Origin of the sequence: Luteimonas padinae (assembly GCF_014652935.1) — a bacterium.
In the GTDB taxonomy this organism is placed as follows: domain Bacteria; phylum Pseudomonadota; class Gammaproteobacteria; order Xanthomonadales; family Xanthomonadaceae; genus Luteimonas; species Luteimonas padinae.
Window position 1 is genome coordinate 105,556 of sequence record NZ_BMZT01000001.1, and the last position, 24,842, is coordinate 130,397.

The following is a 24,842-nucleotide window of genomic DNA, read 5'->3' on the forward strand; positions in this document are numbered from 1 at the left end:
TCAGTGTGCTGATACCTTGCCGCACTTTCCGGTACGAGTCCGTGACGATGCCCGTTCCTTCCCGACTGCTGGCGGCTTCCGGTGTCCTGGCGCTCGCGCTTGCCCTGGCGGGCTGCGGCGAGGACGAGGTGCCCGAGGCCGTGCCCAGCCTCACCGTCAGCCTGGCCGCGCCACAGCTGCGCGAGGTCACCAGCGACGTGGTGGCCTCGGGCGCGGTGGCGGCCTGGGAAGAAGTGTCCGTGGGCGTGGAGCTGTCCGGCCTGCGCGTCGCCACCGTGGCCGTCGAGGTCGGCAGCGTGGTCGCCGCCGGTGACGTCCTGCTGCGAGTCGACGACCGCACCCTGGCCTCGCAGCTGGCGCAGTCGGACGCGCAGGTGCGCGAGGCCCGGACCAATCTCGAGACCGCGCGCCGCAAGGCCGCGCGCATCCGCGAGCTGGCGGATTCGCAGATGGTCGCGCTGCAGGATGCGGAGGAGGCCGAGGCCGCGCGCGCCAACGCCGAGGCCCGGCTCAACACCGCCATCGCCAGCCGTGACGCCGCGCGCGTGCAGCGCGACTTCACCGTGGTGCGCGCGCCGGTGGACGGCGTGGTCTCGGCGCGCAGCGTGCAGCCCGGCCAGGTGGTCGGCGCCGGCACGGAGCTGCTGCGGCTGATCCGCGACGGCCGCCTGGAGTGGCGCGCGGAGCTGGCCGAAGGCGACCTGCTGCGCGTCGACGCCGGGACGCCGGTGCGCGTGGAGGCACCCGGCGGCGGCGTGGTCGAAGGCCGCGTGCGCACGGTGTCGCCGGCGCTGGATGCGCAGAGCCGCACCGGCACCGTCTACGTCGACCTCCCCGATCCCGGCGCGCTGCGCGCGGGCATGTTCGCGCAGGGCCGGCTGGCGCTTGGTCGCGCGCAGGCGCTGCTGGTGCCGGGCGACGCCGTGGTGCGCCGGGACGGCCGCGCCTTCGTGTTCACCGTCGACGACGACGGGCGAGTGCGCGAGCGCGTCGTCGAACTCGGCGGGGCGCAGGGTGACCTGGTCGAGGTGCGCGACGGGCTGGCGCAGGACGATCGCGTGGTCGCGCGCGGCGCCGGCTTCCTGGGCGATGGCGACCTGGTGCGCGTGGTCGAGGGCGAGGACGCGGTGGATGCCGCGGATGCCGCCAGCGCGAAGGCCGCGCGCGCGACCGGGGCCGTCGCCGAATGAACTTCTCCGCTTGGTCGATCCACCGCCCGCTGCCGGCGATCCTGGTCTTCATCCTGCTGACCGCCGCGGGCCTGCTGGCCTTCAACAAGCTGGCCGTCTCCCAGTTCCCGGACCTCACCGTGCCGGTGGTCAACGTCACCGTCACGCTGCCCGGTGCCAGCCCCAGCACGCTGGAAACGCAGGTCACCCGCAAGATCGAGGACGCCACCGCCAGCATCGCCGGCCTGCGCAACATGGCGTCCATCGTCAACGAAGGCGTGTCGACCACCATCCTCACCTTCGAGATCGAGAAGGACGGCACCCTCGCCAAGGACGAGGTGCGCGACGCCATCGACCGCGTGCGCATCGACCTGCCGGCCGACGTCGAGCCGCCGATCGTGTCGCTGGTCAACGTCACCGGTGGCGACATGCTGACCTATGCCGTGACCGCCGAAGGCTGGAGCGACGAGGAGCTCAGCTGGTTCATCGACGACACCGTGTCCAAGCGGCTGTTTGCGGTGCCCGGCGTCGGCGCGGTGCGCCGCATCGGCGGCGTCGACCGCGAGATCCGCGTCGACCTGCGGCCGGAGGCGGTGCAGGGCTTCGGCGTGAGTCCGGCGCTGATCAGCCAGCAGCTGGCGCGCATCCAGCAGGAGCAGCCGGGCGGGCGCACCACCGTGGGCGGCGGCGAGCAGGCGGTGCGCACGCTCGGCACCGTCGAGTCCGCCGCCGACCTCGAGGACTTCCCCATCTCCATGCCCGACGGTCGCAGTGTGCGCCTGTCGACGCTGGCCACGGTGACCGACGGCAATGCCACCGTCAGCCAGCGCACCACGCTCGATGGCCGGCCGGTGATCGGCTTCGCCGTGCAGCGCACCACCAACACCAGCGAGGTCGACGTCGGCAACGCCGTGCGCGAGAGCGTGGCGAAGCTGCAGCAGGAGCAGCCGCGCGTGCGCGTGGTCGAGGTGGCCTCGACCACCCAGGTGGCCGAGGACTCGTTCGACTCCTCGATGCACATGCTCTACGAGGGCGCGGCGCTGGCGGTGCTGGTGGTATTCCTGTTCCTGCGCGACTTCCGCGCCACCTTCATCAGCGCCGTGGCGCTGCCGCTGTCGATCATCCCGACCTTCGCGGTGATGTACTGGCTGGGCTTCAGCCTCAACATGATCACCCTGCTGGCACTCGCCGTGGTGGTGGGCATCCTGGTGGACGACGCCATCGTCGAGGTCGAGAACATCGACCGCCACCTGCGGATGGGCAAGGCGCCGAAGCAGGCCGCGCTCGAGGCCGCCGACGAGATCGGCCTGGCGGTGATCGCGACCTCGTGCACGCTGGCGGCCGTGTTCATCCCCGTGGCCTTCATGCCCGGCATCCCGGGCAAGTTCTTCCGCGAGTTCGGCTGGACCGCGGCCGCGGCGGTGATGTTCTCGCTGCTGGTGGCGCGCCTGATCACGCCGATGATGGCGGCGTACATGCTGAAGCCGCTGCCCGAGCACAAGGGCGACTCGAAGCTGATGCGGTGGTACCTGCGCTTCGTCGACAGCGCGCTGCAGCATCGCAACCGCACGCTGGTGGTCGCGCTGGGCATCTTCATCGGCTCGCTGGCGCTGCTGCCGCTGCTGAAAGTGACCTTCATCCCGCCCACCGACGGCATCCAGAGCAACGTGCTGATCGAGCTGCCGCCGGGCACCGCGCTCGCCACCACCGAAGAGGTGGCCGAGACCGCGCGCCGGCGCATCGCCGACATCCCCGAGATCGAACACGTGTTCGTGACCGCCGGCAGCAACTCGGGTGCCAACGGCCCCGCGGGCGACCTCACCAGCGCCGAACTGCGCAAGGCCACGCTCACGATCCGCTGGAAGGACGACCGCGACCCGACCCAGTACGAGCTGGAAACGGTGGTCCGCGAGCGCCTGGCCGACCTGCCGGGCGTGCGCCTGAGCTTCCAGGGTGGCGAGCCCGGGCGCGCGCTGCAGCTGGTGCTGGCTGGCGACGACCCGGTCAAGCTGGCCGCGGCCGCGCGCGACGTGGAGCGCGAGATCCGGCAGCTGCCGGGTCTCGGCACCGTGGGTTCATCCGCGGCGCTGGTGCGGCCCGAAGTGATCGTGCGCCCGGACCCCGCGCGCGCCGCGGACCTCGGCGTGTCGACGGCCGACATCGCCGCCGCCACCCGCGTGGCCACCCGCGGCGACTACGAACAGTTCCTTGCCAAGCTCAACCTGCCTGAGCGTCAGGTGCCGATCCGCGTGCGGCTGGACGAACGCGCGCTGTCGGACCCCGCGCTGCTCGGCCAGCTGCGCGTGCCTACCGCCACCGGTGGCAGCGTGCCGCTGTCGTCGGTGGCCGAGATCACCACTGCCAGCGGGCCGTCGCAGATCGACCGCTTCGACAGGCGTCGCAACGTGACGATCACCGTCGACCTCAACGGCATGGCGATGGGCGAGGTGGAAGGCCAGATCGACGCGCTGCCCTCGCTGCAGAACCTCCCGTCGGGCGTGGACCGCCAGGCCGCCGGCGACAGCGAGATCTTCGCCGAGATGTTCGGCGGCTTCGCCATGGCCATGGTGGCCGGCATCTTCTGCGTCTACGGGGTGCTGCTGCTGCTGTTCAACCACGCGAGCCAGCCGGTGACGATCCTGGTGGCCGTGCCGCTGGCCGCGGGCGGCGCGTTCGGCGCGCTGCTGATCACCGGCCTGGACATCTCGCTGTCGGTGCTGATCGGCCTGATCCTGCTGATCGGCATCGCGGTGAAGAATTCGATCCTGCTGGTGGACTACGCGGTCATGGCCGAGGAAAAGGGCATGACCCGCCACGAGGCGCTGATGGACGCGTGCCACAAGCGTGCGCGGCCGGTGATCATGACCACGCTGGCGATGGGGGCGGGCATGATGCCGATCGCGCTGGGTCTGACGGCGGATTCAAGCTTCCGCATGCCGATGGCGGTGGCGGTGATCGGTGGGTTGATCACCTCGACGGTGTTGAGCCTGGTGGTGGTGCCGGCGGCGTACACGCTGGTGGATGATGTGGAGGAGCGGGTGCTCGGGAGGTTGCGGCGGAGGGCCGCAGACGCCAGTGAGGTTGCGGCGCCACCATGACTGGCATCACGATGGCGGCGGCCGGTGCAATGGAGTGGCAGGTGTCGACAGGCAAGGCTGGCAGGCTGGGTGGGGCATACCGTAGGCGATCCCGCGCCGCGCACGGACGGGCATTCGGTCTGGCGTTGGGTCTGGTCCTGCTTGTACCGGCCACCTCGGCACTCGCGCAGGATGCGGACGCACTGAGCTTCGATCAGGCGCGCGAGCGGATGGAACGGGTTTCCGACGCGCTGGCTGCCGCGGACGCCAACCTGCGCGCCCGGCAGGACCTGTCCGATGCGACCGCGCGCCTGCGGCTGCCGGAGATTTCGCTCGAAGCGCGCTACCTGGAGTTCCAGAAGATGCTGAGCTTGCCGCTGGGTTCGCTGGCGCCAGTGGGCGAGGCGTTCGGCATCGAAAGCCCGTTGCGGTTCCAGGAGCGCGACCGGCGATTTCGTCCGGTGTTGACCACGGTGCTGCCCGTGTACACGGGCGGGCAGATCCCGGCCGCGCAGGCGGCGGCCGCGGCCGCCCTGCGTGGGGCGGACGCGGAACGGGCGCAGCAGTCCCAGAAGCTGACGTCGCAACTGGTCCAGGCCTACTTCGGCCAGGGCCTGGCCGAGCAGGCGCTGAGTGTGCGCCGCGAGGTGCGCGACGGCATGCGCCAACACCTGGCCCATGCCGAATCGCTTGAACGCGAAGGCTTCGCCACGCGCGCGCAGGTGTTGCAGGCGGTCGTCGCGCGTGATGCCAGCGAGCGCGAGTACCAGAAGGCGCTCAACGACCGCGACGCCGCCGCCCAGGCCCTGGCGCTGCTGTTGCGCAGCGATGGGCCGGTGACGCCGATCACGCCGCTGTTCGTGGTCGGCACATCGCCGGGCACGCTGGAGGCGTTCACCCGGGCCGCGCTTGAGCGGCACCCGCAGCTGGCGCAGCTGCGGGCGCTTGACGACCAGGCGGGCGCAGGCGTGCGTGTGCAGAGGCGTCACTGAAACCGCAGGTGTACCTGTTCGGCCAGTACGACCTGTACCGTGAGGATGCGCTGCTGACCGACACCGATTGGGCCTTCGGCATTGGCCTGAAGTACACCTTCCTGTCCGGGCGGGATCGCCCGCGCCAGATCAGTGCCGCGCGCGCGCAGCAGGAGCAGGCGCAGGCCGCACTGCGCGAAGCGCAGAACCAGATCAGGATCGGCGTGGCACAGGCCTGGAATGCGCTGGAAACGGCACGCCAGCAGTTCCTGCTGCTCGACAGCAGCATCGAACAGGCGCGTGAGAACCTGCGCCTGCAGGAACTGGCGTTCCGCGAGGGGCAGTCGACCTCGCTCGATGTCATGGACGCCAGGCTCGGCCTTGGCGCCGCACGGGTCGAACACGCGCACGCCGCCTACGACTATTGCGTGGCATTGGCGCACCTGCTCGAGCTGGGTGGCCAGTCGGCGCGCTTTGGCGAGTACATCCGCAAGGCAGACCACAGGGTATTTCCCCATGAATGAACCCGCTCCGTCGCCGCCGCCGCCACCCGTGGCTGCGGATGCACCGTCCGGCCGCCGTCGCCTGCGCCTTGTCGCCCTGGGCGTGATTGCCGTGATCCTGGTCGGCGGCCTGTGGCTGGCGTTCCGCAGCCCGGCGGACCTGGTGCAGGGCATGGCCGATGCCGACAGCATCAACGTGTCGGCCAAGGTGACCGCGCGGGTGTCGGCGCTGCTGGTGGCCGAGGGGGAGCGGGTCGAGGCGGGGCAGGTACTGTTCGAGCTGGACAGCCCCGAGATCGCCGCGAAGCAGCGACAGGCCGAAGCCGCGCTCGCGGCCGCGCAGGCGCTGGCGGACAAGGCCGAGGAAGGCGCGCGCGTGGAGGACATCCGCGCAGCGGAGGCCAACTGGCGGCGCGCCCAGGCCGGACACGAACTGGCGCGTTCCACGTTCCAGCGCCTGGAGCGGCTGCATGCCGAGGGCGTGGTCACCCGGCAGCAGCGCGACGAGGCCCGTGCGAAGGCGATCGATGCCGAGCAGCAGGCGCGCGCAGCGCAGGCGCTGTACGAACAGGCGCAGGCCGGCGCCCGCGAACAGGACAGGAGCGCCGCGCAGGCGCAGGTGCGGCAGGCCGAAGGCGCCGTGGCCGAAGTGCAGGCGGCCGAAAGCGAAGTGCGCGGCCGCGCGCCGACGGCCGGCGAGGTGTCCAAGCGCCTGGTCGAAACCGGCGAGCTGGTGGCGGCCGGCTATCCGGTCTTCACCCTGGTCGACCTCGACCACATGTGGGTGGCGTTCCACCTGCGCGAGGACCAGTTCGCGGGCCTGGAGGTGGGCCGCCGCCTGCGCGGTTCGATCCCGGCGCTGGAGCGCGAGGACGTCGAGTTCGAGGTCTACCACATCAGCCCGGCCGGCGATTTCGCGACCTGGCGCGCGACCCGGCAGTCGGCCGGCTACGACGTGAGGAGTTTCGAAGTGCGCGCGAGGCCGATCGCGGAAGTCGCAGGCTTCCGGCCGGGCATGAGCGTGCTGTTCGCATGGCCGCAACGCTGACGCGGCCCACGGCACGCGAGGCGTTCGTCCGTTCGGCGTTGCGCGAGTGCGCACGGCTGCGCGCCGATCCCTGGGATCTGGCGTTGGCCACGTGGGTCCCGCTGCTGGCGCTGGCGCTGCTCGCCTGGATGTTCTCGGCCGGCGTGCCGCGCGAGCTGCCGGTGGCGGTGGTCGATCATGACAACAGCGCGGTCAGCCGCGAACTGGTGCGCAGGCTCGATGCCGTGCCGGGCCTGCGGGTGGCCGCGCGGCCGGCGGACCTGACGCAGGCCTGGTCGGAGGTGCGCGCGGTCCGGGCGTTCGCGGTGGTGCACGTGCCTGCGGGCGCCGAGCGCCAGGTCCTGCGTGGCGGCAGCGCCGTTGTTTTCGCCTACTACAACGCCAGCCACCAGACGGCAGGGCAGGCGGTGCTGCGGGGGATCGGAGAGGCGGCGCAGGCGACCAGTGCGCATCTCGTGCGCCGTGAGGTGGCGCGGGTCGGCGGGGCGCAGGCGGTCCGCCAGCCGCCGCTGCGGGTGCAGGCCACCGTGCTGGCCAACTCCGCGCGCAGCTACGAGCACTTCCTGCTCGGCCTGCTGTTCCCGGCACTGCTGCACCTCGCCGCCTGCCTGGCGATGGTGGGCGCGCTCGGGCGCGAACTGCGTGACGGCAGCGCGGGCACATGGCTGGCCGGGTGCGGCGATCGCCTGCTGCCGGCGGTGGCCGGCAAGCTGGCCCCGTACCTGCTGCTGTTCACCGCCTACGGCACGCTGTCGCTGCTCTGGCTGGCCGCGATCCGCGGCGGTGTGGCCGGCAGCGCGGTGCTGCTGGTCGCCGCGCAGGCGGCGATGTACCTGGCCTACGGCGGCATCGCGCTGCTGCTGGTCGGGGCCACCCGCAACATGGGCACGTCGCTGTCGCTGACCGGACTGTACGCGGGCACGTCGCTGGCGTTCTCGGGCGCGACGTTCCCGGTGCAGGGAGCGCCGCTGTTCGCACAGGCCTGGAGCCAGCTGCTTCCCTTCACCGCCTACCTCAAGCTGCAGGCGCAGCAGCTCGACCTGGATGCGGCATGGACGGCCTCGCTGCCGTTGCTGGGCACCTTGCTGCTGTTCGTGCTGGTGGCCGGCGGCGCGGGCCTGCGCCTGTATGCGCGCGGAGCGCGCGATCCGGCCTCCTGGGGGCAGCGATGAACCAGGTCAGGGCCGCCTTTCTGGAGACTCTGCGCGCCGTGTTCTCGGACCGCTACGCGGTGGTGACGCTGATCGGCGCCGTGGTGCTGTACTCGTTCTTCTACCCGGTCGCCTACCGGCACCAGGTGGCTTCGCAGTATCCGGTGCTGGTGGTCGACCTCGACCATAGCGCCATGAGCCGCGCCCTGGTGCGCAAGGCGGGCGCGGTGCGCGCGGTGAGGATCGTCGGCGATGCGACCTCGCTGGAGGAGGCCCGGCCAAGGATCGCCCGCGGCGAAGCGCATGGCCTGCTGGTGGTGCCCGCGGGGTTCGAACGCGGGATCCTGCGCGGCGGGCAGGGGCAACTGGCGCTGTACGGCAGTGGTGCGTTCCTCGGTCGCGGCGGCGTGGTGCTGGAGGGCCTGGGCGAGGCCGCCGCCGCGTTCGCGCGCGAGGCCGCCGTGGTGCAGGCAGGTTTCGCAGGTGCGCCCGGCGCAGCGCCGCTGCAGGTGGTGGCGCGGCCGCTGTTCAACACCCGCGAGGGTTACGGCAGCGCCGTGGTGCCGGGCGTGGCACAGCTGATCGTGCAGCAGACACTGCTGATCGGCATGCTGGTCATGGCCGGCACGCGTCGCGAACGCCTGGGTCGGCTGGCGTTCTCGCGCCGCGGCCTGCTCGGCATCGCCGCCGCGTTCGCGCTGATCGGCGTGTGCAGCATGCTGTACTACAACGGTCTGGTGATGTGGCTCCAGGACTATCCGCGTGGCGGCAATCCGCCCGGTACGCTGGTGGGCGGAGCGCTGTACGTGGCCGCGGTGGTGGCGTTCGCGCTGTTCGCGGGCAGTTTCTTCCGCACCCGCGAACGGCCCTTCCAGCTGATGCTCGTCACCGCGCTGCCACTCTTCTTCCTGTCCGGGCTGTCATGGCCGGCCGTGGCGATGCCACAGCCCCTGGCGTGGCTGGCGAGGCTTGTTCCCTCCACGCCCGGCATCAACCTGATGGTGAAGTTCAACCAGATGGGCGCAAGCTTCGCCGAGGCGCTTCCCGAGCTGTGCAACCTCGCTTTTTTGACACTGCTGTATGGCGCGCTGGCGGTATGGCGCTACGCCCCGGGGCGGGACGGCGCCTGACGGGCCGGTCACGGAACACGGGGCCGGGGCGGCTTGTGCGCGGGTATCGGAGATCGTCTGCGCGCTGGATGTGCTGGCCGACAATATCGATCCGGCCGAAAGCTAGAGGGCCTTCCGCGGCCGCATGCCGAGCGCCGATGCCCTGCTGCGCAACCGCGGCCTGAAGTGACCCTTCGGCGGGTGCGGTGACGAAAAGGCGACCCGGGCGCCGGGTCGCCTTCTTCATGCTGCGGACGACGCAACGGAGCCGCCGCGTCATCCGCCGCGCGGCCACGCACCGGCGCTCAGTCGCCGGCGGTCTTCCGGGTGCCGGCGCCCGCGAACTCCGGAAACGCCTCCTCCAGCGAGCCCTCGTCCGGCAGCACGTAGAACACGCCGCCGCGCGCGAAGGTGGGGCTGACGACCTGCTCGTAGAACGCCGGAGACACGTTGATGCAGCCGTGGGTGACCCGGTTGTCATCCGGCGTTGGCGAGGCCAGACGCTCGGGGCGCTTTTCCTCCGGCACGCCGGTCGCGGTCGGGTGGATCGAGACCGCGGACTCGTAGTCGACCCACAGCACGCGGCCGGCATCGATGGACGGACCGTAGCCGCCGACGAAGCGGCCCGCCGGGGTGGTGCGGTCGCGGCCGGGGATCTCGCGCAGGGCGAGGCCCGCGATGCCGGGGGCGGTGTGGTCGCCCACGGCGGAGCCGAACAGGCCGGGCGCGGCGCCGCGCAGGCGACCATCGCCGCCGAACACGAGGATCTGGGCGGCGGCCTTGTCCATGATCGCGAAGGGATAGCCCTGGCTGTCGCCGGAGGCGACGACCCAGCCGGCCAGTTCGATCACCGTGTCGGAGACGTCCTGGCCGCGGGGCAGTTCGTCCAGTGACGTCACCGGCGGGGTGCCGTCGTCGCGCGCGCTGGCGGGGGCGCCCACGCTGGCCAGCGCCAGCGCCAGGGCCAGCGCAACCGCGCGCCGGCCCGGGTGGGAGAGGGAGTGGGGGAAAGTACGGATGGGAAGCTCCTCGGGGGCGGAACACCATCCAACGCGGGGATCCGCGCCGCGCAGGCGACGGATCCCCGCGCCGGTCGGTCAAGCGGAGTGCGTGCTCACCCGCGCGGCACGCGGCGCGGCGACGACTCCAGCCGCTGCACGCGGCCTTCGATCTGGTCGAGGCGCTGGTTGGCGCGCTGGGCGCCCTGATTGGCGGATTCGGCGCTCTGGGCCGCCCCCTGCACCTGGGTGTCGAGGCGGTCGAGGCGGGAGTCGCCGCGGCTGTCTGACGCGAAGATCAGAACGCACCGATACGAACGTGCGAACACAGGCGCAACACTGAGCAGCCGTCCCCGCACCGGAGCGCTGCGTGCCGCGCCTCGCCACATCCCGGCGGCAAGCCGCGGGATGCGCGCCACTGCCGTCCGCCCACACCGGTTCGCGGTACGCGCGCCACGCGCCCGAGCGCACGCTGCTGTACGCGTTGGTAGCGCACTACCCGGACTTCATTGTACGGATCGAAGCGGAGGGCCGCTCGCTGCCCGGATATGTCCGCGAGGCGTTCGATGCCTACCTGCGTTGCGGCGTGCTCGAGCACGGCTTCCTGCGGGTGGTGTGCGAGCACTGCCGTGCAGAGAGGCTGGTGGCCTTCTCCTGCAAGAAGCGCGGGTTCTGCCCGAGTTGCGGCGCGCGACGCATGGCCGAGAGTGCGCGGCACCTGGTCGAGGAGGTGTTCGGCCCGCGGCCTGTGCGGCAATGGGTGCTGAGCTTTCCGTACCCCTTGCGTTTCCTGTTCGCCAGCAAGCCGGAGGCCATCGGCCCGGTGCTGGTGATCGTGCAGCGCGTCATCGCCGGCTGGTTAGCCGATCAAGTCGGCGTCGACCACGCCAGCGCGCAATGCGGTGCGGTGACCCTGATCCAGCGCTTCGGCAGCGCGCTGAACCTGAATGTTCACTTCCACATGCTGTGGCTCGACGGCGTGTACGACGCGAACGTCGAGCCGCCGCGGCGCAAGCCGCGCCTGCGCCGCGCCCCACCTCTGCGCAACTGACGCAGCTCGCCAACACCATCGCGCATCGCGTGTGCCGGCACCTGACGCGCAAAGGCTGGCTGGAAGGCGAGGACGAATCCGTGTTTCTGTCCGACAGCGCGGGTAGCGACGACGGCATGGACGCGCTGCGGATGAGTTCGATCACCTACCGCATCGCCACCGGTCGCGACGCTGGCCGCAAGGTCGTCACCCTGAAAACGCTACCCGGTGATGCGGGTTCTCTGGACGGCGACGCCGGCAAGGTCGGCGGCTTCTCGCTGCATGCCGGCGTGGCCGCGGAAGCACACGAGAGCCACAAGCTCGAAAAGCTGTGCCGCTACATCACGCGCCCGGCGATCAGCGAGCAGCGGCTGTCGATCTCACCGCAGGGTAGGGTGCGGTATCAGCTCACGACGCCGTGGCGAAATGGGACCACGCATGTCGAATGGGATGCGGTGGACTTCATCGCCAAGCTGGCGGCACTGGTCCCGCCACCTCGCGCGCATCTCACCCGCTTCCACGGCGTATTCGCCCCGAATGCAAACCTGCGTGCGCAGCTGACGCCCTCGGGGCGCGGCAGGCGGCCTGCGGGCGATGCGGCGCCGGTTGACGCAAGCGCCCACGACGAGCCGCGCAGCCCCGAGCAGAAGCGCCGTGCGATGAGCTGGGCGCAACGGCTCAAGCGGGTCTTTTCCATCGACGTCACCACCTGCGCCCACTGCGGCGGCGCGGTGCGGATCGTCGCCAGCATCGAAGACCCCAAGGCCATTCGCGCCATCCTCGCCCACTTCGAGAAACACGGCGCGCTGGAGCAAGCGCACTACCGGCCCGCAGCGCGCGCCCCGCCGCCGGCCGCGTGACGAGGCGCCGGCCACACAGCCGGCAGCCAAGCCAGAGTCCGATCCGATGCGGCCACGACCCCGCAGGGCTGCGCTCGGCCCTGTGCCGGGATTCGGTGAGAAATGGCTACGCACTGAGCCGCTGCGTGGCCCCGCGATGTCGAAAACCCACGCATGAACCCCCGATCTGTGCCCGATCTGTGCCCAAAGCGGCGCTTGCGCGGCCGCTTCCTACCCGCCAGACTCGCCAAAAAGGGCGGTTGAACTTCCTATACCCCGCCTGAGGAGAGCCCCATGTCCCGAATCGAACTTGATGGCAAGGTCTGCCTGGTCACCGGTGCCGCCAGCGGCATCGGCAAGCACATCGCCGAAACCTATGCCGCCGCCGGTGGCCGCGTCGCGATCGCCGACCTGAAGCTGGACGCCGCGGAAGCCACCGCCGCCGCGATCCGCGAATCCGGCGGCCAGGCGATGGCCGTGGCGATGGACGTCACCAGCGAATCGCAGGTGGTCGAAGGCGTCGCGCAGATCGCCGCCGAATGGGGCCGGGTGGACGTGCTGGTCTCCAATGCCGGCATCCAGATCATCAACAAGATCACCGAGTTCTCGTTCGAGGACTGGAAGAAGATGCTCGCCATCCACCTCGACGGCGCCTTCCTGACCACCCGCGAGTGCATGAAGGACATGGAGAAGCGCGGTGCGCCCGGCGCGATCATCCTGATGGGCTCGGTGCACTCGCATCTGGCCTCGCCGCTGAAGGCGCCCTACGTCACCGCCAAGCACGGCCTGCTCGGCCTCGCCCGCACCATCGCCAAGGAAGGCGGCAAGCTCGGCATCCGCTCCAACGTGATCTGCCCGGGCTTCGTGCGCACCCCGCTGGTGGACAAGCAGATCCCGGAGCAGGCCAAGGAGTTCGGCATCAGCGAAGAGGAAGTGATCCAGAAGATCATGCTGAAGGACACCGTCGATGGCGAATTCACCACGCTCGACGACGTGGCCAACGTGGCGCTGACCCTGGCCGCTTTCGAGACCAACGCGCTCACCGGCCAGAGCATCGTGGTGAGCCACGGCTGGTTCATGCAGTGAAGCGGTCGGCCACGCACGCCGTGGCATGATCCCTCGCCATGGACACGTCCCCGCAACTGCTCGAGAAGGTCGCTCAATATCCCGCCATCGCCCTGGTGCTCCAGGGCGGCGGCGCGCTCGGCGCCTACCAGTGCGGCGTCTATCAGGCGCTCAACGAGGCCGGCATCCGCCCCAACTGGTACGCCGGCATCTCGATCGGCGCGATCAACGCGGCGATCATCGCCGGCAACCGGCCGCAGGATCGCATCGAACGGCTGCGTGATTTCTGGGAAACGATCTGCGAACCCGCGGGCCTCGCCAGCTGGCCGGCGATGGTCGTGCGCGCCGGGCTTTCGATGCTGCCGATGAACCCGGCTCTGGAAACCTGGGCCGCGACGATGAGCGCCCTGGCCGCCTTGTGGCAGGGCCAGCGCGGCTTCTTCACCCCGTGGCCGGCCTCGCCCTTCATGCGCTGCGACGGCACGCCGCAGGCCACCAGTTTCTACGACACCACGCCGCTGTTGGCAACGCTCGAGCGGCTGGTGGATTTCGACCGCATCAACGATGACCGCACGGTGCGCCTGACCGTTGGCGTCACCGACGTGGAGAGCGGCAACTTCCGCTATTTCGACAGCCGCGACACCCGGATCGGGCCGAAGCACATCCTCGCCTCAGGCTCGCTGCCGCCGGCCTTTGCGCCGGTGGAGATCGAGGGCCGCCATTACTGGGACGGCGGCTTGGTCTCGAACACGCCGCTGGAACACATCCTCGACGAATGGCCGCGCGAAGACACGCTGGCCTTCCAGGTGGACCTGTGGAGCGCGCGCGGGCAGCGGCCGCAGACGATGATGGACGTGCTCGAACGCGTCAAGGACATCCAGTATTCCAGCCGCACCCGCCACGGCACCGATACGGTCGCGTGCATCCAGCAGTTGCGGGCCGCGCTGAACGACCTCATCGCCCGCCTGCCCGAAGGCGGACTGCCCGAAAGTGCCCGCGAGGCACTGGCGCCGTGGCTGGACGATCGCGTCATCAACATCGTCCACCTGATCTACCAGGCCAAGCCGCACGAACAGCAGTTCAAGGACTATGCGTTCGGCCGCATCAGCATGGAGAGCCATTGGCAGAGCGGGCTGGCCGATACCCGGCAGACGCTGTCACACCCCGGCTGGTTCGACCTGCCCGACCGCGACCACGGCTGCGCGGTACACGACGTGCACCGCGTCACGCAGAAGAAGCATCTGACGCGCTTCTGATCGGTTCGGGCCCGCCTCAGAACGGCTTGCCGACCACCAGATAGACGATGCCGACCAGGAGCACCAGCGGGATCTCGTTGATCCAGCGCAATGCACGTGCCGACGGCAGCGGACGCCCGGCTTCGGCAGCCTTCAGCCAACGCCCGATGACGATGCTGAAGACGAACACCAGCGTGACCAGCAACAGCTTGGCGTGCAGCCAGCCGCCGGCGAAACCGAAGTGCAGCCACAGCGTGAGCCCCATCAGCAGCGCGATGCCGAACAGCACGTGCCCGAAGCGGGAGAGCCTGCGCCCCATCAACACCAGTCGCTCGCGCACGGCCGGGTGTTCGCCTGCCTCGGCCAGGTTCACGAGGATGCGCGGCAGGTACAGCACCGCCGCCGATGGCCAGGGCGCGTTCGGCTACAACGCCGCCACCGGCGAGTACGTCGACATGCTCGAGGCCGGCATCCTCGACCCGACCAAGGTCACGCGTACCGCGCTGCAGAACGCCGCGTCGATCGCCGGCCTGATGATCACGACCGAGGCGATGGTCGGCGAGCTGCCGAAGAAGGAAGAGCCGGCGATGCCGCCGGGCGGCATGGGTGGCATGGGCGGCATGGATTTCTAAGCCCCGCGATCCATCAAGCAAGACCACAAAGCCCGGCCTCGTGCCGGGCTTTGTGCGTTCTGGCGTCCGAGGCGGGAGACTTCCTACCCGCCCCGCGGCAATGTCTGACGCGAAGATCAGAAAACGCCGATATGAACGCGTGCTCGCGGGCGCAACCCTGAGCAGCCGTCCCTGCAACGGAGCGCTGCGTGCCGCGCCTGACCGCACCCCGGCGGCAGGCCGAGGTGTGCGCGCCACTGCCGGCCGCCCACGCCGCTGCGCGTTACGCGCGCCACCTGCCCGAGCGCACGCTGCTGTACGCGCTAGTGCAGGCGCACTACCCGGACTTCATCGCGCGTCTTGAGGCCGAAGACCGCTCGCTGCCCGAGTATGTGCGCGAGGAGTTCGAGACCTACCTGCGCTGCGGCGTGCTCGAGCACGGCTTCCTGCGCGTGGTCTGCGAGCACTGTCGTGCCGAGAGGCTGGTGGCGTATTCCTGCAAGAAGCGCGGGCTGTGCCCGAGCTGCGGCGCGCGGCGCATGGCCGAGTCGGCGCGGCATCTGGTGGACGAGGTGTTCGGCCCGCGGCCGGTGCGGCAATGGGTGCTGAGCTTTCCGTACCCCTTGCGTTTCCTGTTCGCCAGCAAGCCAGAAGCCATTGGCCCGGTGCTGGGCATCGTGCAGCGCGTGATCGCCGGCTGGTTGGCCGATCAAGCCGGCATCGACCGCGCCAGCGCCCAGTGCGGCGCGGTGACGCTGATCCAGCGCTTCGGCAGCGCGCTGAACCTGAATGTTCACTTCCACATGCTGTGGCTCGACGGCGTGTACGACGCGAACGTCGAGCCCCCGCGGCGCAAGCCGCGCCTGCGCCGCGCCCGTGCCCCCACCTCTGCGCAACTGACGCAGCTCGCCAACACCATCGCGCATCGCGTCTGCCGGCACCTGACGCGCAAAGGCTGGCTGGAAGGCGAAGACGAATCCGTGTTCCTGTCCGACAGCGCGGGTAGCGACGACGGCATGGATGGGCTGCGGATGAGTTCGATGACCTACCGCATCGCCACCGGTCGCGACGCTGGCCGCAAGGTCGTCACCCTGAAAACGCTACCCGGTGATGCGGGTTCTCTGGACGGCGACGCCGGCAAGGTCGGCGGCTTCTCGCTGCATGCCGGCGTGGCCGCGGAAGCACACGAAAGCCACAAGCTCGAAAAGCTGTGCCGCTACATCACGCGCCCGGCGATCAGCGAGCAGCGGCTGTCGATCTCACCGCAGGGTAGGGTGCGGTATCAGCTCACGACGCCGTGGCGAAATGGGACCACGCATGTCGAATGGGATGCGGTGGACTTCATCGCCAAGCTGGCGGCACTGGTCCCGCCACCTCGCGCGCATCTCACCCGCTTCCACGGCGTATTCGCCCCGAATGCAAACCTGCGTGCGCAGCTGACGCCCTCGGGGCGCGGCAGGCGGCCTGCGGGCGATGCGGCGCCGGTTGACGCAAGCGCCCACGACGAGCCGCGCAGCCCCGAGCAGAAGCGCCGTGCGATGAGCTGGGCGCAACGGCTCAAGCGGGTCTTTTTTTTGGCCTCCGTCGGCAGCTTCAGCCCGGGTTGGCGTACGTGGAGAGGGTGTGAAGACTGACGTCTGCCACGGTCAGCGGCGCGATCCGCGGTTGAAAACCCGCTGGACCGCCATGCCCACCAGCATCGCCGGCACGAACCACAGGGCTTCGCGCGCGGCCGTGCCCAACCCGGCCAGGGCCGGACCCGGACAGTACCCAGCCAGCCCCCAGCCGACCCCGAACAGCGCCGCGCCGCCCAGCAGCCGCGCGTCCACCTGCGTCGACCGCGGCAGGCGGAACGCGTCGTCGAACAGCGGGCGGCCGCGCCGGAGCACCGGGCGGAACAGCAGCAGCGTGGTGGCGACGGCGCCGGCCAGCACGAAGGCGAGGGTGGGGTCGAAGGCGCCGGCCACGTCGAGGAAGCCCAGGATGCGCCGCGCATCGGTCATGCCGGACACGGCCAGGCCCACGCCGAACAGCGCGCCCGATGCGAACGCCGCCGCGATGACCCGCTTCATGCCCAGCCCCCGGCATGACGCACGATCCACGTCGTCGCCACCGCGGTGGCCATGAAGGTCAGCACCGCCGCCAGCGATCGCGGCGATAGCCGGCCCAGCCCGCAGACGCCATGACCGCTGGTGCAGCCGTTGCCGAGGCTGCTGCCGAAGCCCACCAGCAGGCCCGCCGCCACCAGCAGCAGCGGCGGGTAGCTCTCGCGCGGCGTGGCGATGCCGGGAAGCAGGGGGATCGCCACGCCGCCGGCCAGCAGCAGGCCCGCGAGGAACGCCAGGCGCCAGGCCGTGTCGCCACGACGGGGCTGGACCACGCCGCCCAGGATCCCGCTGACGCCGGCGATGCGGCCGCCAAGCCACAGCAGCAGCGTGGCCGCGAGCCCGATCAGCACGCCGCCGGCGAGTGCCATCACCCACGCCGCGTTCATGCGCCGGTGCGGAAGCGGTCGAGCGGCAGGCGCAAGTAGCGCACGCCGTCGGTGTCGGGCGGCGGCAGGTCGCCGCCGCGGATGTTGACCTGCAGCGCGGGCAGGATGAGCTTCGGCGCCGCCAGCCCGGCGTCGCGCCCGGTGCGCAGGCGCACGAACGCGTCTTCGCTGGCATCACCCGCCAGGTGCACGTTGCGCGCGCGCTGGGCGCCGATTGACGTCTCCGCCTGCGGCTCGCGCCCGTCGGGCGGATAGTCGTGGCAGAGGAACACGCGGGTGTCGTCGGGCAGCTCGAACAGGCGGCGGATCGAGCGGTACAGCGTGGCCGCATCGCCGCCGGGGAAGTCGGCGCGCGCGGTGCCGGTGTCGGGCGCGAACACGGTGTCGCCCACGAACGCCGCATCGCCGATCACATAGGTCAGGCTGTCGGCGGTGTGACCGGGGGTGGCCAACACGCGCCCGGACAGCGCGCCGACGGCGAAGGTGTCGCCGTCGGCGAACAGGTGGTCGAACTGGCGACCATCCACCGGGAATGCATCGTCGAGTCCGAAGACCTGCCTGAAGTGCGACTGCACGGCGGTGATGCCGCGGCCGATGGCCACGCGGGCGCCGGTCTGCGCGCGCAGCCAGGCGGCGGCCGAGAGGTGGTCGGCATGGGCATGCGTCTCGAGGATCCAGTCCACGCGCAGGCGGTGCTCGCGCGCGAAGTCGAGCAGGCGCTGCGCGGACGCGAACCCGGTGCGTGCGGTGGCGGCATCGTAGTCCATTACCGGATCGACGATGGCGGCATGGCCGCCGTCGCGGTCGTAGACCATGTGCGAGAACGTGGCCGTGGCGGCGTCGTGGAAGCTCTCCACCTCGGGCTTCATCGTGGGGCTTTCCATATACTTAAGGAATTGCTAAAGTAGTGCCGCACCCACGACCTGTCAAGCGACCCGCCACGATGCCCGGTGAAGCCACCACAGCTCCTGACGCCAGCCTCCTGGCCCGCGACATGGCCCTGCACGCCGGCGAGGCGGCGGCGCTGCTGAAGGCGCTGGCGCATCCCGCCCGCCTGCTGGTGCTGTGCCAGCTGGTGCAGGGCGAGCGCACCGTCGGCGAGCTGCAGCCCGCCACTGGCCTGGGGGCCTCGGCGCTGTCGCAGCATCTGGCGGTGCTGCGCGACATGGCGCTGGTGCACACCCGGCGCGAGGCGCAGTGCATCCACTATTCGCTCGCGCAGGGGCCGGCGGTGGGCGTGCTCGATGCGCTGCACGCCGCCTTCTGCGCGCAGCCCTGACCAGGGGCGCCCGCACCCCGCCATGAGGACCCTGCCATGACCCGACGACCCACCCGCGCCGCCACTGCGCTGGCCGTTGCGCTGTCCTGGGCCGTCGCCGCGTGCAGCACGCCCGGCGACGTGCCGCCCACCACTGCCGACCAGGAGAAGACCATGACCTCCCCCGTGCTCGAACGTTTCGCCACTCCGGCCGCCGGCATCCGTTCCGGCGGCCGCATCACGGGCGACGACCTTCCCGCGCTGCGCGCTGCCGGGATCCGCCACGTCATCAACCTGGCACCGGCGTCGGAGACGCCCGGGTTCGACGAGGCCGCGGCGGTGCAGGCGGCGGGGATGCGCTACGACCCCCTGCCGATCGCCGGGGCCGGCGACCTCGACCGTGCCGCGGTGTTGGCCTTCGATCGCCTGTTGCAGGCCGCCGATGCACCCACGCTGGTGCACTGCGGCAGCGGCAACCGGGTGGGTGCGCTGGTGGCGCTGCGCGCGGCCTGGCTGCAGGGCGCGGACGAGGAGGCCGCGGTCGCCGAGGGCCGGCGCTGGGGGCTTGCCGGTCTCGAGGGCGAGGTCCGCGAGCGCATCGCCAGCCCGCGTTGCGTGGCCAGCGCGGACCGTGCCGCCGATGGCGCGGACTGCGACGACGCCGGCTGACCGCTGCCGCGCAGCCCGGCTCAGTCGCACCTGCGCCGGCCCAGTGTCATGTGTTCGAACACGCCATCGCGGCGCACCCAGGCGTGGTGCAGCGCGGCCCCGGCGTGCCCGAGTACCAGGGCCAGCAGTCCATAGGCCAGCCAGGCATGCAGCTCGCGCAGCAGCCCGTAGCGGGCGAGGTCGGCGTCCACGAGCGCGGGGAGCACGACGCCGCCCACGCGCACCGGCAGGCCTGCGGCGCCCTGCATGGCCCAGCCGGTGAGCGGCAACGCCAGCATCAGCGCGTACAGCGCCCAGTGACTGGCGCGGGCAAGCGCACTCGGGATGGGCTTCGAAGAAGGCGGCCACCCGCGCCGGATCCGGCTTGCCGGTGGCCGTTCGGGCGCCATCGCGCGCAGCTGCGCGTCGAAGGCTTCCGGTGTGCCGACCGCCAGCACGGGCGGATTGTTCATCGCCATCCGCCACTGCTGGCCGTCGGCCTGGGTGATGGCCAGGCGCTGGTCGCCGTGGAGTGGTGGTCGGGTCGGGATCCATGGCGCCTGCATTCGGAAAGTAGGGAGCGGACGCGCCGCCATCATCACCCATTCGGTCAGCCGCGCGCGGCAAGTGTCGATTGCAAAATGGGAATCGTTCGCATCTAATGACCCCTTGTCCGGCCCACGCCGGCGCCGATTTCCCGCATGTCCCGCCAGCCGAGGTCGCCAGCGGACACAGGGCTCGTCCCCTACGTCCAATTGCAGCCGACCTCCATGCATCCGATCCGTCCCGTCCTCTTGCCGCCCGCGCGCGTCCGCCTTGCCGTTCCCGCGCTCCGCGCAGTCCCTCTGCGGCGCGCCATTGCGCTGGCCCTGCCGCTCACGCTGGGCATCGCGCCCTGCCTTGCTGTTGCACAGTCGGCGGAGGCGGGTGCGCTCGCCGCCACCGACCTCGACGCCGTCCGCGTCGTCGGCCAGCGCGCCAACCGCGTGAGCAACGGCGCCACCAACCTCGACCTGTCCATCCGCGAAACCCCGCAGTCGATCTCCGTCGTCACCTCCGAGCAGATGCGCCGGTTCGCCGCCGACAGCGTCAACGAGGCGCTGCGCCTGGCCACCGGCGTGCGCGTGGACGAGTGGGAGACCAACCGCACCAGCTACAGCGCGCGCGGCTTCGACATCCTCAATACCCAGGTCGACGGCGTCGGCCTGCCCAACGGCTGGGGCGTGACCACCGGCGCGGTCGATGCCGCCGGCTACGAGAAGGTCGAGGTGATCCGCGGCGCCAACGGGCTGCTGACCGGCGTCGGCAACGCGTCGGGCACGATCAACTACGTGCGCAAACGCCCGACCAACGAGCGCGAGGGCAGGGTGGGGCTGTCGTACGGATCCTGGAACACGCTGCGCGCGGAGGTCGACTATTCCACGCCGTTCACCGCCGATGGCATCTGGGCCGGACGCGTGGTCGCGGCGCACGAGCACGGCGATTCCTGGCTGGACGCCAACGCGAATTCGCGCGACTTCTTCTACGGCGTGGTCGATGGCCAGGTCGGCGGGAACGGGACGCTGGCCCTGGGTTACTCGTACCAGCGCGCGAAGTCCGACGGGATCATGTGGGGGGCGCTGACCTTCGGCAACAGCGACGGCACCCAGCGCGAGTGGCCGCGCAGCGCCAGCACCACGCAGGACTGGACGTACTGGGACACGACCGCGCACACGGCCTTCGCCGAGTACACGCACGACGTGGCGGACGACTGGGAGCTCCGGCTGTCGTACAACTGGCGCCGCAACACCGGCGACCAGCGCATGTTCTACGCCTTCGACGGGCTGGGCACGGGGCTCGATCCGGACACCGGCCTGGGCCTGTCGGGCTATCCCTGGGGCGGCGACGACGAGGCCACGGCGCACCTCGGCACCGCCACCCTCAACGGCACGTACCGGATGTTCGGCCGCGAGCACGAGGCGATGGTCGGCCTGAGCCGCGCGCGCAGCACCACCGACAGCCGCGAACGCACGGCGGACCTCTCGTCGCCGGCCTGGGGGCCGCTGCCGCCGTTTCCGTATCCCACCGATGCGATCCCGGAGCCGGCCTGGAGCGAGCCTGCGCTGTATTCCGAGCTGGACCAGGAGCTGACGCGCGCCTTCGCGGCCACGCGCATCGCGCTGTCCGACCGCTTCAAGGCCATCGTCGGTGCCAACCATGCGCGCTACCGCCGCAGCGGCCGCTCCTACGACCTGGCCTTCGACCAGACCACGCGCCACACCAGCCCCTACGGCGGCCTTACCTTCGACTTCAGCGACACCGTGCTGGGCTACGTCAGCTACTCCGACATCTACCAGCCGCAGGACCAGGTCGACGAGAACGACCGCTACCTCGACGCCAGCCAGGGCGTGAACTACGAGGCCGGCATCAAGGCCGACTGGCTCGACGGGCGCCTGCTGACCACGGTGGCGGTGTTCAAGGCCGACCAGGAAGGCCTGGCCACGCCGACGGGCCGGTACAACGAGTTCGGCATGGCGATCTATGCGCCGGTGGACGTGCGTTCGAAGGGCGTGGAGCTGGAAGCGGTGGGCCGGCTGACCGAACACCTCGAACTGGTGGCCGGCTACACGGCGCTGCGGCTCGACGGGCTCGATGGCCGCGACACGTATCCATGGGTTCCGCGCCGCGCGGCCAACCTGCTGCTGAGCGGGCGCGTCGCGGCGCTTCCTGCGCTGTCCTGGGGCCTGGGCGGGCGCTGGCAGGGCGGGATCTTCAATACCGAGGCCAGCGGCTACCGGGTCAGCCAGGACAGCTATGCGGTGCTGAACGCGTTCGTCGCCTGGGACGTCGCTCCCGACGCCACGCTGCGCCTCAACGCCAACAACATCACCGACGATAAGTACATCAACACCCTGCGCTACAGCGGCTACTACGGCGCGCCGGCCAACTACACGCTCAGCGTCGACTGGCGGTTCTGATGTCGGCCACGCCCATGCCGCACGCCCGCTCACCGCGCCTTGCATTGCTGGCGCGCATCGCCGCCGGCGTGCTCGGCGGCTACGGCTTCGCCTGGGGACTGGTGGCCGCGGCCACCAGCCTGATGGTCGCGGGCGGCATGGGCTTCCACGACGCCGAGTTCCTGTCGAGCCTGTTCGGCGTGGCGGCCTGCCTCTCCGCGCTGCTGTGGGCGATTTCGGCGCGGCGGCTGTGGCCGGTGTGGACGGTGCTGGTCATTGGCGGCGCGGTCCTGGCCGGCGCGGGATCCGCGGTGCAGGCTGCACTGACCTGAGGAGGACGCAGCCGATGTTCGCGACGTTCCGCCAGGCGATGGCCTGGCTCCATACCTGGTTCGGCCTGGTGCTCGGCTTCGTGCTGATGGCCGCGTTCTTCTTCGGTGCGCTGTCGGTGTTCGACCGCGAGTTCGACCGCTGGGCGATCCCGGCCACGCGCATCGAGCCGCAGCCGATGCCCTCGTACGACGCCGTGCTGCGTCCCGCCTTCGAGCGCATGCAGCCGACGGCGCAGGCCATCGATGCGATGCGCCCGCAGGTCGACGGACCCATGCCGGAGCGCTTCGACACCGTCGCCTACTGGAGCGCGTACACCACACACCGCGATCCGGTGGTGGCGCTGTTCGCGGGTTGGGAACTGCCGAACGCCAGGCATGACGGCGAGCAGATCTACGCGGAGGCCACCGTTGACCCGCGCGATGGCCGCGTGCTGCCCAACGACCAGCTCAGGATCGGCAGCGGCTTCTTCTATCCGATGCACTACGGCCTGACGCTGGACTGGAAGAACCTCGGCATCTGGATCGTCGGCTTCTCGGCGCTGGTGATGCTGGCGGCGCTGGTCAGCGGCGTGGTGATGCACCGGAAGCTCTTCCGCGAGTTCTTCACCTTCCGCCCGGGCAAGCAGCGCCTGCGCAGCGTGCTCGACCTGCACAACCTGACCGGCGTGGTCGCGCTGCCGTTCCACTTCTTCTTCGCGCTCACCGGCCTGCTGATCTTCGCGGCGACGTACTACTTCCCGCTGGGACATACCCAGCTGCACGGGCTGCACGACCGCGCCGCGGCGCTCGAGGCGCAGCAGACCGGCCTGCCGCACGCGCGCGCCGGCGTGCCGGCGGAACTGGCCGACGTCGATGCCATGGTCGCCGACGCCCGCGCGCGCTGGGAGCAGGCCGGCAAGGCCGGCGACGTCGGCTTCCTGGTGCTGATGCATCCCGGCGACGCCAATGGCTATGTGAGCGTGTACCGCGCCGGCACCGACCGCATCGCCCTGGTTGGCGACGGCATCCACTACACGGCCTCGAACGGTGAGCTGATCCGGGAGGATCCGCCGCCGACCACGGTGGGGCGAGTGGCCGAATTCCTCACCGGCCTGCACCTGCAGCATTTCCGCCACTGGCTGCTGCGCTGGCTGTACGTCTTCGGCGGCCTGGCCGGCGCGGTCTGCATCGCCACCGGTTTCGTGTTCTTCGTCGAGAAGCGCAAGCGCCAGCACGCCGCCCGTGGCCTGCAGGGCGCGCGCGTGGTCGATGCGCTGGCGGTGGCCTCGGTCACCGGCATGGTGCTGGCCGCGCTGGGCATCCTGGTCGCCAACCGCCTGCTGCCCGAAGACCTGCCGGCGCGCGGCGACTGGGAGCAGCGCGCCTTCTGGGCCACCTGGGTGCTGGCGCTGCTGCATGCCGCCTGGCGCAGCGCGCCGGTGGCGCGTGGTCTGCCGAATCCGGCGTGGCGCGAGCAGGCCTGGGCGATCGCCGCCCTCGCTGTTGTCGCGCCGCTGCTCAACTGGGCCACGACCGGTGACCATCTGTTGCGCACGCTGTCCGATGGCTATTGGCCGGTGGCCGGCGTCGATCTCGCGCTGCTGGCCGTCGCCGCGGTCGCGGGTGTCGCGGCGCACCGGCTTGGCCGGCGCGCGGCTGTTGCGCGTTACGCGCCGAGGCCGGCCGCGGAGGCGCGCCATGCATGATCCCGCCGCCGCGCTCTGGCTGCTGGTCGCCTCCGCCTGCGCCTTCGCGGGCATGGGCTGGCTGGCGCTGGCCATGCCGACGCATGCGCTTCAGGCCTGGGGCCGGCTGCCACGGGTGCGCCAGCTGAAGATGCTGCGCGGGCTGGGCGCCTCGGCCCTGCTGTTGGCCCTGGCATGCTGCCTGCGCACCGACCACGCCACGATGGCCGTGCTCGTATGGACGATGTTGCTGGCGGCCGCCGCCGTGGCCATCGCCATGGTGCTGGCCACCCGTCCCCGGCGCCTGCGCGTGCTGGTGCCGTGGGTGCGCGAGCGCACGTTCACCGCGCGCTGACGCAGCGCGGCCGACGCTGTCGCGCATGCACCTGGTCCAGATGTTCCTGCCGCTGTACGACACCAGCGGCCAGCGCGTTCACCGCGCACTGTTCGAGGGAGTGCGCGCCGAGCTCGCCGGGCACTTCGGCGGCGTCACCGCCTTCAGCCGCGCGCCGGCGACCGGGCTGTGGGAGGACGACGACGGCGACGTGCAGCGCGACGACGTGGTCCTGGTCGAAGTCATGGTCGACCACGTCGACCACGCCTGGTGGCGCCACTACCGCGAATCGCTGGAGCATCGCTTCCGGCAGGACGAGGTGCTGGTGCGGGCCACGGCCGTCGAGCGGCTCTAGACTGGGCGCTCCGCA

The 24,842-nt window shown here is 70.9% G+C and carries 21 protein-coding genes and 4 pseudogenes; 18 read left to right on the plus strand and 7 right to left on the minus strand.

Translation table 11 applies throughout. From position 1 onward, the window contains the following. Window positions 1-47 precede the first annotated feature (47 nt). From IE168_RS00495 to IE168_RS00520, 6 genes and pseudogenes are all read left to right on the plus strand, one after another. Window positions 48-1,190 carry an efflux RND transporter periplasmic adaptor subunit gene (locus tag IE168_RS00495; RefSeq protein ID WP_189494069.1) on the plus strand — a complete coding sequence of 381 codons (1,143 nt, stop codon included), beginning with the start codon at window positions 48-50 and terminating at the stop codon, window positions 1,188-1,190. Beyond that, the gene (locus IE168_RS00500; RefSeq protein ID WP_189494070.1) at window positions 1,187-4,267 is read left to right on the plus strand and encodes an efflux RND transporter permease subunit; all 3,081 of its coding nucleotides are present in this window, start codon (window positions 1,187-1,189) and stop codon (window positions 4,265-4,267) included. Before IE168_RS00495 ends, IE168_RS00500 begins: the two co-directional genes overlap by 4 nt. 29 nt (window positions 4,268-4,296) lie before the next feature. Continuing rightward, window positions 4,297-5,741: pseudogene (locus IE168_RS00505) on the plus strand (TolC family protein). Then, window positions 5,734-6,768 (plus strand): HlyD family secretion protein, encoded by a 1,035-nt coding sequence (locus IE168_RS00510; protein ID WP_189494071.1) that lies wholly within the window; start codon window positions 5,734-5,736, stop codon window positions 6,766-6,768. The pseudogene IE168_RS00505 and the gene IE168_RS00510 overlap by 8 nt, the downstream one beginning before the upstream one ends. Beyond that, window positions 6,753-7,940, plus strand: coding sequence for an ABC transporter permease (locus IE168_RS00515; protein WP_189494072.1), 1,188 nt, complete (start codon window positions 6,753-6,755; stop codon window positions 7,938-7,940). Before IE168_RS00510 ends, IE168_RS00515 begins: the two co-directional genes overlap by 16 nt. Continuing rightward, window positions 7,937-9,049, plus strand: coding sequence for an ABC transporter permease (locus IE168_RS00520; protein WP_189494073.1), 1,113 nt, complete (start codon window positions 7,937-7,939; stop codon window positions 9,047-9,049). Before IE168_RS00515 ends, IE168_RS00520 begins: the two co-directional genes overlap by 4 nt. 284 nt (window positions 9,050-9,333) lie before the next feature. On the opposite strand, the gene IE168_RS00525 is transcribed toward IE168_RS00520, so the two are convergent. Together IE168_RS00525 and IE168_RS00530 are read right to left on the minus strand one after the other, a co-directional pair. Further along, window positions 9,334-9,990, minus strand: a complete 657-nt coding sequence (locus IE168_RS00525; protein ID WP_386658987.1) for a hypothetical protein — start codon at window positions 9,988-9,990, stop codon at window positions 9,334-9,336. A gap of 152 nt (window positions 9,991-10,142) precedes the next feature. Next, window positions 10,143-10,415 carry a hypothetical protein gene (locus IE168_RS00530; RefSeq protein WP_386658954.1) on the minus strand — a complete coding sequence of 91 codons (273 nt, stop codon included), beginning with the start codon at window positions 10,413-10,415 and terminating at the stop codon, window positions 10,143-10,145. Here IE168_RS00530 and IE168_RS00535 point away from each other — a divergent pair. From IE168_RS00535 to IE168_RS00545, 3 genes and pseudogenes are all read left to right on the plus strand, one after another. Next, window positions 10,397-11,916, plus strand: a pseudogene (locus tag IE168_RS00535) (ISCR element clade Ia family transposase). The gene IE168_RS00530 and the pseudogene IE168_RS00535 sit on opposite strands and share 19 nt — an antisense overlap. Before the next feature lie 273 nt (window positions 11,917-12,189). Continuing rightward, window positions 12,190-12,981, plus strand: coding sequence for a 3-hydroxybutyrate dehydrogenase (locus tag IE168_RS00540; protein WP_023124372.1), 792 nt, complete (start codon window positions 12,190-12,192; stop codon window positions 12,979-12,981). Window positions 12,982-13,019: 38 nt separating this feature from the next. Then, on the plus strand, window positions 13,020-14,216 hold the full coding sequence (locus IE168_RS00545) for a patatin-like phospholipase family protein (protein ID WP_189494074.1): 1,197 nt from the start codon (window positions 13,020-13,022) through the stop codon (window positions 14,214-14,216). A 16-nt stretch (window positions 14,217-14,232) separates the two neighbouring features. Here IE168_RS00545 and IE168_RS00550 read toward each other — a convergent pair whose 3' ends face one another. After that, a complete protein-coding gene (locus IE168_RS00550; RefSeq protein WP_049881948.1) occupies window positions 14,233-14,592 on the minus strand; it encodes a CopD family protein in 360 nt (119 codons plus the stop codon). A 7-nt stretch (window positions 14,593-14,599) separates the two neighbouring features. Between IE168_RS00550 and groEL the strand changes: the two are divergent. After that, window positions 14,600-14,827, plus strand: a pseudogene (groEL, locus tag IE168_RS00555) (chaperonin GroEL); the annotation flags it as partial. 188 nt (window positions 14,828-15,015) lie between these two features. Further along, a pseudogene (locus IE168_RS00560) lies at window positions 15,016-16,377 on the plus strand (ISCR element clade Ia family transposase); the annotation flags it as partial. Between the two features lie 75 nt (window positions 16,378-16,452). On the opposite strand, the gene IE168_RS00565 reads toward IE168_RS00560, so the two are convergent. From IE168_RS00565 to IE168_RS00575, 3 genes are read right to left on the minus strand one after another with little or no spacing between them, the layout of a single operon-like run. After that, the gene (locus IE168_RS00565; RefSeq protein ID WP_189494075.1) at window positions 16,453-16,878 is read right to left on the minus strand and encodes a DUF6691 family protein; all 426 of its coding nucleotides are present in this window, start codon (window positions 16,876-16,878) and stop codon (window positions 16,453-16,455) included. Next, a complete protein-coding gene (locus tag IE168_RS00570; protein ID WP_189494076.1) occupies window positions 16,875-17,300 on the minus strand; it encodes a YeeE/YedE family protein in 426 nt (141 codons plus the stop codon). The genes IE168_RS00565 and IE168_RS00570 overlap by 4 nt, the downstream gene beginning before the upstream one ends. After that, the gene (locus IE168_RS00575; protein WP_189494077.1) at window positions 17,297-18,169 is read right to left on the minus strand and encodes an MBL fold metallo-hydrolase; all 873 of its coding nucleotides are present in this window, start codon (window positions 18,167-18,169) and stop codon (window positions 17,297-17,299) included. Before IE168_RS00575 ends, IE168_RS00570 begins: the two co-directional genes overlap by 4 nt. Before the next feature lie 74 nt (window positions 18,170-18,243). Here IE168_RS00575 and IE168_RS00580 point away from each other — a divergent pair, with 74 nt between their 5' ends. Together IE168_RS00580 and IE168_RS00585 are read left to right on the plus strand one after the other, a co-directional pair. Further along, a complete protein-coding gene (locus tag IE168_RS00580; protein WP_229822966.1) occupies window positions 18,244-18,579 on the plus strand; it encodes an ArsR/SmtB family transcription factor in 336 nt (111 codons plus the stop codon). A gap of 36 nt (window positions 18,580-18,615) precedes the next feature. After that, the gene (locus tag IE168_RS00585; protein ID WP_229822967.1) at window positions 18,616-19,227 is read left to right on the plus strand and encodes a protein tyrosine phosphatase family protein; all 612 of its coding nucleotides are present in this window, start codon (window positions 18,616-18,618) and stop codon (window positions 19,225-19,227) included. Between the two features lie 20 nt (window positions 19,228-19,247). On the opposite strand, the gene IE168_RS14730 is transcribed toward IE168_RS00585, so the two are convergent. After that, window positions 19,248-19,772, minus strand: a complete 525-nt coding sequence (locus tag IE168_RS14730) for a cytochrome b/b6 domain-containing protein (RefSeq protein WP_189494078.1) — start codon at window positions 19,770-19,772, stop codon at window positions 19,248-19,250. A 204-nt stretch (window positions 19,773-19,976) separates the two neighbouring features. Between IE168_RS14730 and IE168_RS00595 the strand changes: the two genes are divergently transcribed. The 5 genes from IE168_RS00595 to IE168_RS00615 are packed head-to-tail and all read left to right on the plus strand — an operon-like array spanning window position 19,977 to window position 24,827. After that, entirely contained in the window at window positions 19,977-22,163 is a 2,187-nt protein-coding gene (locus IE168_RS00595; RefSeq protein ID WP_189494079.1) for a TonB-dependent siderophore receptor, read from the plus strand. After that, window positions 22,163-22,474, plus strand: coding sequence for an iron uptake protein (locus IE168_RS00600; RefSeq protein WP_189494080.1), 312 nt, complete (start codon window positions 22,163-22,165; stop codon window positions 22,472-22,474). The genes IE168_RS00595 and IE168_RS00600 overlap by 1 nt, the downstream gene beginning before the upstream one ends. A gap of 14 nt (window positions 22,475-22,488) precedes the next feature. Beyond that, window positions 22,489-24,159 carry a PepSY-associated TM helix domain-containing protein gene (locus tag IE168_RS00605; protein WP_189494081.1) on the plus strand — a complete coding sequence of 557 codons (1,671 nt, stop codon included), beginning with the start codon at window positions 22,489-22,491 and terminating at the stop codon, window positions 24,157-24,159. Further along, entirely contained in the window at window positions 24,152-24,493 is a 342-nt protein-coding gene (locus IE168_RS00610) for a DUF3325 family protein (protein ID WP_189494082.1), read from the plus strand. Before IE168_RS00605 ends, IE168_RS00610 begins: the two co-directional genes overlap by 8 nt. 25 nt (window positions 24,494-24,518) lie before the next feature. After that, window positions 24,519-24,827 carry a hypothetical protein gene (locus IE168_RS00615; RefSeq protein ID WP_189494083.1) on the plus strand — a complete coding sequence of 103 codons (309 nt, stop codon included), beginning with the start codon at window positions 24,519-24,521 and terminating at the stop codon, window positions 24,825-24,827. Window positions 24,828-24,842 lie beyond the last annotated feature (15 nt).

Bases quoted from the DNA above. Each gene is read 5' to 3' on its own strand.
- IE168_RS14730 (WP_189494078.1), bottom strand. From the start codon at position 19,772: ATGCAGGCGCCATGGATCCCGACCCGACCACCACTCCACGGCGACCAG.
- IE168_RS00585 (WP_229822967.1), top strand. From the start codon at position 18,616: ATGACCCGACGACCCACCCGCGCCGCCACTGCGCTGGCCGTTGCGCTG.
- IE168_RS00580 (WP_229822966.1), top strand. From the start codon at position 18,244: ATGCCCGGTGAAGCCACCACAGCTCCTGACGCCAGCCTCCTGGCCCGC.
- IE168_RS00500 (WP_189494070.1), top strand. From the start codon at position 1,187: ATGAACTTCTCCGCTTGGTCGATCCACCGCCCGCTGCCGGCGATCCTG.
- IE168_RS00495 (WP_189494069.1), top strand. From the start codon at position 48: ATGCCCGTTCCTTCCCGACTGCTGGCGGCTTCCGGTGTCCTGGCGCTC.
- IE168_RS00515 (WP_189494072.1), top strand. From the start codon at position 6,753: ATGGCCGCAACGCTGACGCGGCCCACGGCACGCGAGGCGTTCGTCCGT.
- IE168_RS00615 (WP_189494083.1), top strand. From the start codon at position 24,519: ATGCACCTGGTCCAGATGTTCCTGCCGCTGTACGACACCAGCGGCCAG.
- IE168_RS00540 (WP_023124372.1), top strand. From the start codon at position 12,190: ATGTCCCGAATCGAACTTGATGGCAAGGTCTGCCTGGTCACCGGTGCC.
- IE168_RS00575 (WP_189494077.1), bottom strand. From the start codon at position 18,169: ATGAAGCCCGAGGTGGAGAGCTTCCACGACGCCGCCACGGCCACGTTC.
- IE168_RS00605 (WP_189494081.1), top strand. From the start codon at position 22,489: ATGTTCGCGACGTTCCGCCAGGCGATGGCCTGGCTCCATACCTGGTTC.
- IE168_RS00595 (WP_189494079.1), top strand. From the start codon at position 19,977: ATGCATCCGATCCGTCCCGTCCTCTTGCCGCCCGCGCGCGTCCGCCTT.
- IE168_RS00520 (WP_189494073.1), top strand. From the start codon at position 7,937: ATGAACCAGGTCAGGGCCGCCTTTCTGGAGACTCTGCGCGCCGTGTTC.
- IE168_RS00530 (WP_386658954.1), bottom strand. From the start codon at position 10,415: ATGTGGCGAGGCGCGGCACGCAGCGCTCCGGTGCGGGGACGGCTGCTC.
- IE168_RS00610 (WP_189494082.1), top strand. From the start codon at position 24,152: ATGCATGATCCCGCCGCCGCGCTCTGGCTGCTGGTCGCCTCCGCCTGC.
- IE168_RS00545 (WP_189494074.1), top strand. From the start codon at position 13,020: ATGGACACGTCCCCGCAACTGCTCGAGAAGGTCGCTCAATATCCCGCC.
- IE168_RS00510 (WP_189494071.1), top strand. From the start codon at position 5,734: ATGAATGAACCCGCTCCGTCGCCGCCGCCGCCACCCGTGGCTGCGGAT.
- IE168_RS00570 (WP_189494076.1), bottom strand. From the start codon at position 17,300: ATGAACGCGGCGTGGGTGATGGCACTCGCCGGCGGCGTGCTGATCGGG.
- IE168_RS00565 (WP_189494075.1), bottom strand. From the start codon at position 16,878: ATGAAGCGGGTCATCGCGGCGGCGTTCGCATCGGGCGCGCTGTTCGGC.
- IE168_RS00600 (WP_189494080.1), top strand. From the start codon at position 22,163: ATGTCGGCCACGCCCATGCCGCACGCCCGCTCACCGCGCCTTGCATTG.